Here is a 12,274-nt window from a genome sequence, read left to right as displayed (position 1 = left end):
GATCAAATGGATTTACAGGAACTCTACGCCGCCATCATGCCTGCGCTGCTGCAGATCATCGGTCTTGTCCTGAGCCTGCTCTTGGCGCGCGCCGCGGATGTCGCTCGCACCCGCTGGGGGCTGGAGATTGAAGCTGCGCATCGTGACGCGTTGCATGCTGCGCTGATGAGCGGTGTCCGGTCAGCTCTGATGCGCGGCATCGCTGGTACCGAGGTTACGCGGGAGGCAGTGAACCATGCGCGGAAGAGCGTGCCCGACGCGATCGCGGCCCTCAAGCCCAAGAGTGGCGTTCTGGAAGCGATTGCCGCTGCAAAACTGGCTGATGCGGCGCCCGGCGTGATCGCGGGCCGCTCGTGACGGACGAGCGCGATTTCGACCGGGCGGAAGAATTGGCCGAAGCCGAGCGCACGGCCGGGGTGCAAGTGGCGCGGAGTTTGGTTGCGGCAGATGGGCAAAGCATCTGCCGCGATTGCGGGGAGGAGATCGACGCCGAGCGGCGCGCCGCCGCTCCGTTTGCCTGCCGCTGCATCCAGTGCCAGCGGCGCTTCGAGAAGGACCATCGACATGCGTAAAGTCATCGCCTCTTTTCGCCGGTTTGTGCTGCACGACGAACTGCGGTTCTTGGAAATGCTCTCGGTGGCGGGGCTCTTCTGGTGGTCGGCTCATCTGCCCACTGTCGTGCCCGGTGCGAACGTCGGTTGGATGCTGGCCCTCGTCGCCGTCTGTCAGGCCGCAGCGATGGTGGCGCGGCACTTTGGCTGGGCGCGGCGGCGCTTTGAGGCCATGGCGCTGGCGGCGGGTGCCTGGACGTCGATCGCTTGGGTGCTTGGGCGCCCCGATCTGGTTGCGGCGGCGGTCGCTTGTTTTTATGCGGGGATCTATCTGGGATGGAAACCAACCTCCTGCCACTCCTGAACGAGGGTGGAATTGCCGGATTTCTGGCGGTTGTCGCCGTCCTTGTCCTGGGCAACTGGTTGCGCGAGCGCGGCAAGCTGGCCTCGCCCGCGCCCGGGTCTGCGCCGGGCACTGCGGGCGAACTGTCGAGCATCCGCACCGAGATCGCCGACCTTGATGTGCGCCTGACGGCGGTCGAGGTGCATATGCGGGCGATGCCGACGCGGGACGATCTGCATGCGCTGCAGCTGAACCAGGCGACGCAGGTCGAGAAGCTGAATGCGCTGGATCGCGCGATTTCGGCAACAGGTGCGGCGGTAAGCCGGATCGAAGGGTTTCTTCTGGAAGTGTCGCAGCGGGGGGCGAAATGAGCCAGTTTCTTGTAGGCTACATCGATCATTACAACGAGGCCGCCCGGCTGACCATTCTGCGGTCTCTGGCGCAACAACCGGACGGACGTTTGAACGAAAGCTTGCTTCACAGCATGCTGGAAGACTTCGCATTTCGGCGCGGTCGGTCATGGCTGCGCACGCAATTGCGCTGGCTGGAACAGGAAGCCGGGGCTGTGGTGCTGCGCGAGGTGCCGGGCGAACAGGGGCCGCTGATAATCGCCCAGATCACCGAAGCGGGGAATGATCACGTCGAACGGCGGCAGGTTCTGGATGGCGTCAAGCGCCCGGCGCCGGTGCGGGGCTGAGATGGTGGAGCGGCGCAAGGGACGCGGGCGGCTGTCGGCGATCGACATGCTGCCGCCCGAGGCGGAAGAGGTGGTCGCGTGGGCCTATGCCGAACTTCGCGACCGCACCCGCGAGCAAAAGGACATCCACGCCGAGTTCAACGCGAAACTGGCCAAACTGGGGCTGGGCCCGATCAGCTATTCGGCGTTCAACCGGCACAGCTTCCGGCTGGCCATCATGGCGCGGCGGCATGAGGAAGTGCGGGCGATCACGTCGGCCCTGACCGAGCGGCTTGACCCTGATGACGCAGATGATCTGACGATCATGGCAGCCGAGACGCTGAAGACCCTCGTTTACGAGCTGATGGAGGGCGACGGGCTAAAGCCCAAGGAGGCGCTCGATCTCGCCCAGGCGCTGCGCGCGGCCGAGACGGCGGCGAAGATGCCCCTGCAGCGGCGGCGCGAGATGGAGGCCAAGTTTGCCGCCCAGGTGGACGGTGCCCTGAAGCGGGTCGGCTCGGAAAAGGGTCTCGACAAAGACACGCTGGCGGCAATCCGCGAAGGCGTGCTGGGAGTGAAGTCGTGAGCGAAGACATCAAGCGCAAGATCTCCGCCCTGTTGGAAATGACCAGGGCGCGCGGATGCTCGGAAGCGGAGGCCATCGCGGCTACCGAGAAGGCAGCGCAGTTGATGAAGGATCACGGGCTCTCGGAAGCTGACGTGCTGTTCACGAAACTGAGTTCGCCGTCCAAAACAAGCGGTGCGGGTGTGCGGGACCGGCTGTGGTCGGCCTTGGCGATCGCCACAAACACGGCGCTGATCTTTGGTGAGCGAACTGTGACATTCGTCGGCACCGGGCCTGGGCCGGACATCGCCGTCTATCTGTTCACGGTGCTCGACCGTGCCATCGATGGCGCGATCATGGATTACAAGGCAACGCCGAACTACCGACGGAGGAAGTCCTTAAAGAGCAAACGCGAGGCGGTGGCGGATTTCACGGCTGCTATGGTGCTGCGGCTGCACATGAAACTGCATGACCTTTTCGCGGATATTCGCTCAGATGAAGCCCGCGCCGCTGCGCGCGGGGCTTTGGCACAGATGTTCCCCAATCGGGCCGCGGTGCGGGGCCGCGCCTCGGTCAAGGGGCGCAACACTGTCGCCATTGCCGCGGGCGCAGCGGCGGGCAATGATGTTTCGCTTTCGCATGGTGTCGCTGCGGGGGGCGCGGACCGACCGCGGCTTGGTCAATGACCACCGATCCAACCGTCTTTGCCGGACCGCCCGTTCTGGCGCGGGCCTCTGCCGATCTGCCAGAGGAGCTGCCGCGCGGCGGCGATATCCCCGAGGATCTCGACCCGATGGCGGACGGGATCCTGATGCAGCATCAGATCGACTGGCTGGCGGACAAGTCGCCCCTGAAGATCGCCGAGAAAGGGCGGCGCACCGGGATCACCTTCGCCGAGGCGCTGGATGACATGCTGCTTGCGGCCTCGGCCCGCACCGCCGGGGGTGAGAACGTCTTTTACATCGGCGACACCAAGGACAAGGGGCGCGAGTTCATCGGCTATGTGGCTCATTTCGCCAAGGTGATCGCGGGCGAGCTGCACCCGATCGAGGAGTTCGTCTTCAAGGACGAACAGCCCGATGGCAGTACGCGTGACATCTCGGCCTATCGCATCCAGTTCGCCTCCGGGTTCCGCGTCGAAGCGCTGTCGTCGAACCCGGCCAACATCCGGGGTCTGCAGGGCACGGTGGTGATCGATGAGGCCGCGTATCACCGTGACGTGCGGGCGGTGATCGACGCGGTCAACGCGCTCTTGATCTGGGGTGGCAAGGTCCGGGTGATCTCGACCCACAAGGGCGTGCTGAACGCCTTCAACGAACTGATCCGCGAGGCGCTGGCGGGCAAGAACGGGTTTGTGGTGCACCACATCCCCTTCGCCGCGGCGGTGAAGAACGGGCTGTTCCGGCGCGTCTGTGCGATGAAGCGCAAGCCCTGGTCGCCCGCCGCCGAGGCGGAATGGGAAGCGATGATCCGCCGGTCCTATGGGGCGCGGACGGCGGCGATGCGTCAGGAACTGGATGCGATCCCGGCCGAGGCCGAGGGTGCGGCGCTGACACGGGTGCAGATCGAGGCGCGGATGCGGGCGGGTGTGCCGGTGGTCAGCTGGCACCGCGAGGACGATTTCAAGAACGCGCCCGACCATGTGCGCAAGGCAGATGCGCTGGATTGGTGCGAAACCGTCCTGCGCCCGATCCTGTCGGGGCTCAACCCGCATCTGCGGCACTATGCGGGCGAGGACTTCGCGCGATCGGGCGACACCACGTCGATCGTGATCGGCGAGGAAGGGACTGATCTTGTGCGTCGGGCGCGGATGGTGGTCGAGTTGCGCAACATCCCTTTCGATCAGCAGCGCGAGATCCTGTATTACGTCTTCGACCGGGTGCCGCGGCTGACCAGGGCGGCGCTCGACAAGACCGGGAACGGGGCATATCTCGCCGAGAAAGCCAGCCAGCGCTATGGCTCGCTCGTGATCGAGGTGCACTTTTCCCAGGAGTGGTATCGCACCGAAATGGCGGCCTATGTCGAGGCCTTCGGTGACGGCACGATCGAACTGCCCGCTCACCCGGACATCCTGCAGGATCACCAGGCGCTGCAATACGTCGGCGGCGTAATCCGCATCCCTGAGGATCACCGGTTCAAGGGATCGGATGGGCTCGATCGCCACGGCGACAGCGCGATTGCGGGGGCGCTGATGTTTTTCGCCTCACGACAGGACGGCGTGTCCTACGGCTATCAGGCCGTGGGCCGCGATGACGATCGGCAAGAAGCCGACTTTGAAGATGATGAACCGCAAGGCGGGTTCCGGCGGCATGGGGGATTGTGGTGATGGCGAAGCGTGAAAGCACGGTTCTGGGGCCGGATGGGGTGCCGTTGCAGGTCTCGACGATCACGGATGATGTCCTGCCGCCGTCGTCGATCGGTGTGCGGCAGGACTGGGCGAACTCGATTGCCAGCGGGCTTACGCCGGGGCGATTGGCGCAGATCCTGCGCGCGGCAAACGAGGGCGACAACCGGGATCTGCTGACGCTTGCCGAGGAAATGGAAGAGCGTGACACGCACTACGCATCCGTGCTGGGGCAGCGCAAGCGCGCGGTGAGCGGGATCGAACCGGTGGTCTTGCCCGGGGCAGAGAATGACGTGCAGGCCAAAGCGGCGGCTGATGCGTTCGAAAAGGTGGTCTTCGCGCCGCAATTCGATGATGCAGTCGATAACCTGCTCGATGCGCTCGGCAAGGGTTACGCCGTGGTGCAACCGCTGTGGCAGTTCGGCGAGGTCTGGCAACCGGGCAAATATCTTCGGCACGATCCGCGGAACTTCCAGTTCGACGCCGCTGACGATCTGCGGATCCGCTCGGCCGAGACGCAGGACGGTCTTGAGGTGCCGCCATGGTCGGTGATCCTGCACCGCCCGCGGCTCAAATCCGGCCTCACCGTGCGGGGCGGGCTGGCGCGGCTCGTATGCTGGACCTTCATGCTGAAGTCCTACACGCTGCAGGACTGGGCGGCGTTCCTTGAGATCTTCGGCATGCCGCTGCGGGTGGGGCGCTATGATCGTCAGGCCTCGGCCGAGGAAAAGCGCGTCCTTTTGCGTGCCGTGCGCGACCTGGCCACCGATGCCGCGGCGATCATCCCGATGGGTATGGAGATCGAGTTCATCGAAGCCAAGGGGGGCGGCGGCAACGCCGTCTTCGGGGCGATGGCCGATTACCTGGACAAGCAGGTTTCGAAAGCCGTCATCGGCCAGACTATGACGACGGACGAAGGGTCGAGCCTCGCGCAGAGCAAGACGCATGATGAGGTGCGTCTCGATATCCGCCGCGCCGATGCCAAGCAGCTGGGCACAACGATCAGCCGGGATCTGGCCGCGCCCTTCACGGCGTTCAACTTCGGCCCCGATGTGCCGCCGCCGCAGGTGGTCTGGCCGGTCGAAGATCCAGAGGACGTCACCGCCTTCACCGAGGCGGTGGCACGCTTGGTCCCGCTTGGCCAACCCGTGGCCGTGTCCGATGTCGCCAAGCGGATGGGGCTGCGCGTGCCCGATGCAGGTGAGGCCGTGCTTGCTGCCCCTGCGGTAGCGTCGCCCGCGAACCAAACCGCGCGGCAGCTCGGCCGCGCCGCAGCCTGCCCGGGGTGTGGCACGGTGCATCGCGCAGCGGCGGGCACAGCAGACGCCGAAGAGGATCCGCTGATCGCTGCGGCGCTGGAAGACTGGGAAGCCGACATTGCGCCGATCACCGATCCGATCCTTGAAACCGCGCGATCGATCCGGGCCGCGGGCGGTGGCTTCGCCGAGTTTGAGGCTGCCCTTGCGCGGATGACACCGGACACCGCCGCGCTGGCGCGCCGCCTTGCCATCATGGCGATGAAGGCCCGGGGCGATGGCGATGTCGGAGAGTGATCAGCTTTTCACCGAAGCGCCGCCAGAGGTCACGCGCTACTTCGACGCCAAGCGTTCCAAGCCGAGCGTCGATTGGCGCGACGTAGCGCCTTATGAACATGCCGTGTCATTTACCGTTGCGCGTACGGCCGGATATGATGTGATCGACGACATCCGCGCTGCGGCGTCCGATGTGATCCGCAATTACGGCGATTTTGGCCAGTTCGTCGATGATCTGGAGCCGGTGTTGCGGCGCAAGGGCTGGTGGGGGCGCAAGGTCGATGCGGCCACGGGCGAAGCTGTCCAGCTGGGCAGCCTGCACCGGCTGCGCACGATCTATTGGGCGAACAAATCGACAGCGCGCGCGGCCGGGGAATGGGAGCGGATCCAGCGCACCAAGCGGGCGCTGCCCTTCCTGATGTATGGCCAATCCCGCGCCGAGAACAAACGCCCGCTGCATCTGACATGGGTGGGCACGATCCTGCTCGCGGATGATCCGTGGTGGGCCACGCACTATCCGCCGAACGGGTGGCTGTGCCAGTGCCGAGCGGAGCAGATTTCGCGGCGCGAGGCGATGCGCAGGGGCTACGACCCCGACGCGCCTGCACCGGAGATCGAGACGTTCACCTGGACGAACAAGCGCACGGGCGAGGTGGTCGAGGTGCCCATGGGCATCGACCCGGGTTGGCAGACGAACCCGGGCATGACGCGGGCCGCAAACGTTCAGCAGCTGCTGTCGTCGCGCATCGAGGCAATGAGCGAGGCGGCGCGCGACGTGGCGGTCAAGGACATCGTCGGCTCGCGGCTCTTCCGTGCGATCCAGGCGAACGAGTTCGGGTACGATCCTGCCCGCGCTGGCGACCGGGCGATGCGCGAAGTCGGCCATATTGCAACGCCCGTGGCCGCGCTGCCAGCTGATGTCGCCGAGCTGCTTGGGGCAGAAGTGACGTTGGTGCATTTTTCGGTGGCGGATGCAGCCAAGCACTTGGGCAAGCCAGAGCGCGCAGCATGGGAGGCCGATCTTTACGGGATGGTGCAGCACCTGATCTTGAACGGATCGATCTACCGCGACATGAAGCGTGGCGCGCGGAACCATAACTTCGTTGCCGAGATCGAAGGCAAGATCTGGTCGATCGCTTTGCAGCAATCTGCAGATCGCAAGTTCATCTTCCTGAAATCGATGCGCCGCGCCCGCCCTGACGATTATTCGAGCCAAGCTTGGCAGAAGGTGCGATGAAGAACGTGAGGCCGGGGGGCCACAACCTCCCCACTGGATCCAGCCAGGCAATGTTGGCTCGGCCTCACCCCCAGAATATCGCCCCGCTGGGCGTAAAATTCAAGCCCGCAGGATGCCGTCACAAAACTGGGCCGCTGGTGCGCCCCGGCTGTCGGCGGCCACAGACCCCCATGAAACCTTTCGGTAGCCCTTCTAGCGGCTTTTAAACGGCTCTTAGAGGGCAATTGAGGGGCTAGCGCCGGAGAGGTTTCTCGGTCTAGGATCTGGCCATAAGCTCAGGGTGATTTTGGTAGCCGTGCTACCAAGCCCCGCCCGCCGCCGATCCGGTAGTGATCGGCCATGAGCAAGAAACCCAACCCCACGCAAAGCGACACCGGCCGCGCGAAGACGCAGGCGTCGGTGCTGGCATTTCAGCTGCCCGGGAGCGGAGCCGCCGAACAGGCCGCGCCGGACTGGGTTCAGATCTTCCCGGCCGGGCCGGTGGTGGCCACAAATGATGGCCGCGCCTTTCGGATCACCGATCCAGTCCGCCTCGCGGCGGCGATCAATGCGGGCAAGATGCCCGTGTTGGTCGATTACGACCATCGGTCTTACTTTGAGCCCTACGACGGCGGCGACACGCTGGCCGCGGGCTGGTGCTCGGCCGTTGAGGCGCGGGCGGACGGGATCTGGGCGCGGATCGACTGGACGCCGCTGGCTGCGCAGCGGATCCGCGACCGGGAGTTTCGCTTCATCTCGCCCGAATTTTCCGTGGATCGGGAAACCGGTGAGGTCGCCTGGCTCGCGGCGATCAGTCTGGTCAACCGTCCCGCTTTTACCATGACCGCCTTGGCGCGGTCCAATCCCAACCAAGGAGACGACGACATGCGCGCAATCGCAACCGCGCTCGGCCTGTCCGAGGACGCGGACGAGGCGGCCATTCTGGCGGCCATCGCAACCCGCAATACCGAACTGGCTTCGGCGCGCACGCCGCCCGCGGATCGCTTCATGCCGCGCGCCGATTATGACGCGGTGCTGGCGCGCGCCACGTGCGCCGAAACCGAACTCGCCTCGATCCGCACCGCGCAGCGCGTGGCCGAGGTTGATGCGGTGATCGCGGCTGCCGTCTCGGCGGGCAAGATCGCCCCGGCCTCGAAGCCGCACTATGTGGCGCTTGCCGCGACGGATGCTGGCTTTGAGCAGGTCAAGCAGCTCTGCGCCACCCTGCCGCCGGTCGTCGGATCCGTGCCGGTCGGCGACGTGAACCAGCCCGGCACGGCGCTGTCCGATGTCGAGCGTCACATCGCGAGCAGCATGGGGCTGAGCGACGATCAATATATCTCTGCCCGCGCCTCGCTGCGCGCGGCGGACAACACCTGAGGAGGCAGCAATGGGTGAGCGCAACACGATCTCGCGCGATGGGCGGCGGTTTTCGTACCCCATGGCGGCCGGGGTGACGATCTACGCTGGCAATGTGGTGGTGATGCAGGCGGGTGCGGCCAAGGAAGGGCTGGTGGCCACCGCTCTTGTCGCTGTCGGCGTCGCCGAAGCGACCGTCGTCAACTCCGGATCCGCGGGCGCGTCGATGGTTGATGCCGTGGCGGGAACCTACCTGCTCGACAACGACGCGGTGGACCCGGTCGGCCTCGCCGATATCGGCAATGATTGCTACCTGACCGGCCCCGCGTCGGTCGCGAAAACCAATGGCACTGGCACGCGCTCGCGAGCCGGTCGCGTGCGTGCCGTCGATGTCGACGGCGTCTGGGTCACCATCTGAGGAGAGGCACATGCCCCAACCCATCCTGCGCCGTTCTTCGATGCGGCAGGCCGTCGAGGCCGTGAACGCGTCGTTTCAAGCGGTCTTCCAAGGCGCGTTCACGTCCGCGCCCTCGACCTATACGCGGTTCACGGAAGTCGTGAATTCGACCGCTGCCGTCGAAACCTATGCCTGGTTGGGGGCGATCCCCGGCATGCGCGAATGGATCGGCGAACGGTTCCGCAAAAACCTCGAAGTCGAGGCTTACATGCTCAGGAACAAGCTGTTCGAAGACACTGTCACCGTGCCGCGCACGGTGATCGAGGATGATCAGGTCGGCCTGTTTCGTCCGGCGATCGCGGGCATGGCGCAGGCGGCGGCCGAGCATCCCGAACGGCTGGTCTATCAGGCGCTCAAGGCCGGTTTCGCGTCCGCCTGTTACGATGGGCAGTTCTTCTTCGACACGGATCACCCGGTGCAGGTGAACGGCAAAGAGGTGTCCGTGTCGAACATGCAGGCGGGGTCTGGTCCGGCCTGGTATCTGCTGTGCACCAAGCGGCCCGTGAAGCCGATGCTGTATCAGGACCGCGTCAAGGCGGAGCTGATCATCCAGGACGACGCCGGGAAATCGGACGCCGTGTTCAACCGTGATGAATTCGTCTACGGCACCCGCTCTCGCGGCGCGGCGGGCTACACCTACTGGCAGCTCGCGGCGGCCTCGAAGGCGGCGCTGACGGCCGAGACCTTCAAGGCCCTGCGGCTGGGCATGACGACGCTGAAGGACAACGAGGGCAATTCGCTCAACATCGTGCCCGATCTGCTGATCGTGCCGCCGGAACTGGAAGACGCCGCCAACGAGGTGGTGAGCGTCCAGCGCACCGCCTCGGGCGCGGATAACCCGCTCTTCAAGAAGGCCGAGGTGCTGATGACGCCCTGGCTGGCGTCGTAAGGAGAACATGATGGCCGCGAAACCGAAACCCGACACGCTCCCCGCTCGCGACATGGTCCTTCCCGCCGCCATCACCGTGACGGCGCCGGGCGGGCCACGCCGCCGCGCCGGGATGCGCTTCGATACGCAGCCCAAGGTGCTGCAGCTGGCTGATCTGAACGATGATCAGATCGCCGCGCTTCAGAGCGATCCGATGCTGAGCATCCGCGCCGAGCCCGCGCCTGACATCGACGAGGATGAGGCCCACCAGGGCGGCTGATGCCTTGGAAGAATAACCGGAGCGCCCGCCGACAGGCGCGAATGATCGAGAGGCTGCAGCGGCGGGGCGGCCTTTCACCATTCAAGGGCTGATCATGATCTACGCCACCCGTGCCACCATTGCCGAGATCTACGGCGATGACTTCCTGACGGATCTGACCCCAGATGGCGTCGCCGATCCTGACGCGGCCATTGATCGGGCGCTGGTGCAAGCCTCGGCCGAGATCGACGGCTGGATCTCGGCCCGCTACAAGACGCCGCTCGCCAGCGCGCCCAAGACGCTGGAGCGGCCCTGCATCGACATCGCCGCCTACATTCTGGCCAACAGCCACGCCCGTCTGACCGTGACGATCGAGGATCGATACAAATATGCAGTCGATTTTGCCAAGGCGATTGGCGCCGGGCGCGCGGGGCTTGGCGACGCCGAGCCCTCGGCCGCAGTCGATACCAGCACCGGCACCGCGGCGGGAGCGGACTTCAGCGCCAACCCGCGCCGGTTCGGCGTCCGGGCGCGAGGCTGAGCCATGGCGGGCACCGCTGTCGAGATCATCGAACAGGGTCTGGACGAGGCAATTGCCCGGATCGAACGGCTGACCGCGCTCGATCGACACGAGCTGATGGACAGCCTTGGCCGCCTTGTTCAGCTGCAGACACGACAACGCATAGAGGTCGAGAAAACTGCGCCGGACGGCACGCCTTGGGCGAAGACGTGGCGCGGATCGTCGATCCTTTTCAACACCGGAACCTTGGCGGATAGCATCGACTACCTGTCGAACCAACATGAAGTGCATGTCGGTTCGCCGCTGGTTTACGCCCGCATCCACCAGTTCGGCGGCACGATCAAACCGAAGGACAAGAAAGCTCTGTCGTTCTCTGTCCCCGGCGGCCTGCGCAAGGCCATGCCCGGAGGGAGCGAAAAGGTCTTCCTCAAATCCGTCACCATCCCAGCGCGGCCTTACCTCGGGCTCAGCGCGGACAACATCGCCGAGGCCGAAGAGGTGATCGCCGAGTTCATCGAAGGATTGCTGCAATGATCAACGAGGTTTTGAGCGCCCTTCAAGGCCATTTGAAAACCCCCGGTTTGGCGGGTGTGACCGACATTGAGGTCGCGCCCGGCAAGTTCGACGTGACCGAACTTGCCCGCAAATCGCTGCGCCCGCCCGCGCTTCGGCTCTGCTTTCTGGGGGCGGCGAAGTCGAAAGCATCGCCGAATGAAGAGCGGCGCTTCGATGCCGCCTTTTCGGTGTTCATCGTCACCGAGGCGAAGGCCAGAGGCCCCGTGGGGGCGCAGATCGGCGAGTGGGTCGTGGATCGGGTCATCCTGTGGCCGGTGTCGCAGTTGGTGCGCGGTGCGGGCATCCCGCGGGATCTGCGCTTCGACGCGCTTTACACCAGCGAGATCGACCAGCGCGGGATTGCCTTGCATGCGGTGAGCTGGGTCCAAAGCGTGCGGCTCGGGTCCGACGAAATCGACGCAGGGCCGCATGATCCGATGGCGCTGGGGCCGGTCGGGGCAGAGCTGCAGCAAACGCTGGCGGGGGAGCTTGGCAATGGCTGATCTGCCCAGCATCATCGCCGATCTGCGCCGCGAGGTTGCGGAACTGAGCCGTCGGCAGGCCAATGTCATGCGTACGGGCAAGGTGGTCGAGGTGGACGCGGCGCGCGGCCTCGTCCGCCTCGATGTCGGGGACGATGGCGCGCCACTGCTGACGCCGATGATCCCGTGGCCCGAACGGGCCGGGGCGCGGCGTTCGTGGAACCCGCCGACGGTGGGCGAAGTGATGACGGTGCTTTCGCCGTCCGGTGATCTGAGCGAGCGATCCATCGCAGTGCATGGCGGGTTCACCGATGCCACGCCCGCGCCGTCTGGCGATGGAGATGCGGCTGTATTTGCGGTTGGCGGGGTCACGATCACCATCAAGGGCGACAGCGTCGTGATCGAGGCGCCTCAGGTCACGGTCAATAGTCCGTCGATCGACTTGGGAGGCACGGGTGGCAAGCCTGTCGCGCGCATTGGCGATCAGGTCGATCCCGGCACGCACAAGATCATCTCCGGGTCCGGCACGGTGCGGGCGACGGGTTAA

General features: G+C 65.4%; 18 protein-coding genes. All 18 read left to right on the top strand.

Annotation, left to right across the window (positions count from 1 at the left end):
* The first annotated feature begins 6 nt into the window (after window positions 1-6).
* The 18 genes from ACTTAI_RS19260 (at window position 7) to ACTTAI_RS19175 (ending at window position 12,274) form a co-directional block, all read left to right on the top strand.
* On the top strand, window positions 7-357 hold the full coding sequence (locus ACTTAI_RS19260; protein WP_444453153.1) for a hypothetical protein: 351 nt from the start codon (window positions 7-9) through the stop codon (window positions 355-357).
* Window positions 354-572 carry a TraR/DksA C4-type zinc finger protein gene (locus ACTTAI_RS19255; RefSeq protein ID WP_444453151.1) on the top strand — a complete coding sequence of 73 codons (219 nt, stop codon included), beginning with the start codon at window positions 354-356 and terminating at the stop codon, window positions 570-572. Before ACTTAI_RS19260 ends, ACTTAI_RS19255 begins: the two co-directional genes overlap by 4 nt.
* Window positions 565-915 carry a hypothetical protein gene (locus ACTTAI_RS19250; protein WP_444453150.1) on the top strand — a complete coding sequence of 117 codons (351 nt, stop codon included), beginning with the start codon at window positions 565-567 and terminating at the stop codon, window positions 913-915. Before ACTTAI_RS19255 ends, ACTTAI_RS19250 begins: the two co-directional genes overlap by 8 nt.
* Window positions 888-1,265 (top strand): DUF2730 family protein, encoded by a 378-nt coding sequence (locus ACTTAI_RS19245; RefSeq protein ID WP_444453148.1) that lies wholly within the window; start codon window positions 888-890, stop codon window positions 1,263-1,265. Before ACTTAI_RS19250 ends, ACTTAI_RS19245 begins: the two co-directional genes overlap by 28 nt.
* Window positions 1,262-1,591 (top strand): VpaChn25_0724 family phage protein, encoded by a 330-nt coding sequence (locus ACTTAI_RS19240; protein WP_444453147.1) that lies wholly within the window; start codon window positions 1,262-1,264, stop codon window positions 1,589-1,591. The genes ACTTAI_RS19245 and ACTTAI_RS19240 overlap by 4 nt, the downstream gene beginning before the upstream one ends.
* 1 nt (window position 1,592) lies before the next feature.
* The gene (locus tag ACTTAI_RS19235; RefSeq protein ID WP_444453145.1) at window positions 1,593-2,156 is read left to right on the top strand and encodes a phage protein Gp27 family protein; all 564 of its coding nucleotides are present in this window, start codon (window positions 1,593-1,595) and stop codon (window positions 2,154-2,156) included.
* Window positions 2,153-2,821 (top strand): DUF2786 domain-containing protein, encoded by a 669-nt coding sequence (locus ACTTAI_RS19230; RefSeq protein WP_444453143.1) that lies wholly within the window; start codon window positions 2,153-2,155, stop codon window positions 2,819-2,821. The genes ACTTAI_RS19235 and ACTTAI_RS19230 overlap by 4 nt, the downstream gene beginning before the upstream one ends.
* Complete coding sequence (locus tag ACTTAI_RS19225; protein WP_444453141.1) at window positions 2,818-4,461, top strand: hypothetical protein; 1,644 nt, start codon at window positions 2,818-2,820, stop codon at window positions 4,459-4,461. Before ACTTAI_RS19230 ends, ACTTAI_RS19225 begins: the two co-directional genes overlap by 4 nt.
* Window positions 4,461-6,032, top strand: coding sequence for a DUF935 domain-containing protein (locus ACTTAI_RS19220; RefSeq protein WP_444453139.1), 1,572 nt, complete (start codon window positions 4,461-4,463; stop codon window positions 6,030-6,032). The genes ACTTAI_RS19225 and ACTTAI_RS19220 overlap by 1 nt, the downstream gene beginning before the upstream one ends.
* On the top strand, window positions 6,019-7,248 hold the full coding sequence (locus ACTTAI_RS19215) for a phage head morphogenesis protein (protein WP_444453137.1): 1,230 nt from the start codon (window positions 6,019-6,021) through the stop codon (window positions 7,246-7,248). The genes ACTTAI_RS19220 and ACTTAI_RS19215 overlap by 14 nt, the downstream gene beginning before the upstream one ends.
* A gap of 339 nt (window positions 7,249-7,587) precedes the next feature.
* Window positions 7,588-8,607 (top strand): phage protease, encoded by a 1,020-nt coding sequence (locus ACTTAI_RS19210; RefSeq protein ID WP_444453135.1) that lies wholly within the window; start codon window positions 7,588-7,590, stop codon window positions 8,605-8,607.
* 10 nt (window positions 8,608-8,617) lie between these two features.
* The gene (locus tag ACTTAI_RS19205) at window positions 8,618-9,004 is read left to right on the top strand and encodes a hypothetical protein (protein WP_444453133.1); all 387 of its coding nucleotides are present in this window, start codon (window positions 8,618-8,620) and stop codon (window positions 9,002-9,004) included.
* A 10-nt stretch (window positions 9,005-9,014) separates the two neighbouring features.
* A complete protein-coding gene (locus ACTTAI_RS19200; protein WP_444453132.1) occupies window positions 9,015-9,932 on the top strand; it encodes a Mu-like prophage major head subunit gpT family protein in 918 nt (305 codons plus the stop codon).
* A gap of 10 nt (window positions 9,933-9,942) precedes the next feature.
* Complete coding sequence (locus tag ACTTAI_RS19195) at window positions 9,943-10,191, top strand: hypothetical protein (RefSeq protein WP_444453130.1); 249 nt, start codon at window positions 9,943-9,945, stop codon at window positions 10,189-10,191.
* A 94-nt stretch (window positions 10,192-10,285) separates the two neighbouring features.
* The gene (locus tag ACTTAI_RS19190) at window positions 10,286-10,711 is read left to right on the top strand and encodes a phage protein Gp36 family protein (protein ID WP_444453128.1); all 426 of its coding nucleotides are present in this window, start codon (window positions 10,286-10,288) and stop codon (window positions 10,709-10,711) included.
* A 3-nt stretch (window positions 10,712-10,714) separates the two neighbouring features.
* Entirely contained in the window at window positions 10,715-11,224 is a 510-nt protein-coding gene (locus ACTTAI_RS19185; protein ID WP_444453126.1) for a phage virion morphogenesis protein, read from the top strand.
* On the top strand, window positions 11,221-11,748 hold the full coding sequence (locus tag ACTTAI_RS19180) for a hypothetical protein (RefSeq protein WP_444453125.1): 528 nt from the start codon (window positions 11,221-11,223) through the stop codon (window positions 11,746-11,748). Before ACTTAI_RS19185 ends, ACTTAI_RS19180 begins: the two co-directional genes overlap by 4 nt.
* On the top strand, window positions 11,741-12,274 hold the full coding sequence (locus ACTTAI_RS19175) for a phage baseplate assembly protein V (RefSeq protein WP_444453123.1): 534 nt from the start codon (window positions 11,741-11,743) through the stop codon (window positions 12,272-12,274). Before ACTTAI_RS19180 ends, ACTTAI_RS19175 begins: the two co-directional genes overlap by 8 nt.

The organism is Rhodobacter capsulatus, assembly GCF_052363175.1.
Classification (GTDB): Bacteria; Pseudomonadota; Alphaproteobacteria; order Rhodobacterales; family Rhodobacteraceae; genus Rhodobacter; species Rhodobacter capsulatus_D.
The sequence above is the reverse complement of the archived record's forward strand: the minus strand, read 5'-3'. Positions and strand labels throughout refer to the sequence as shown.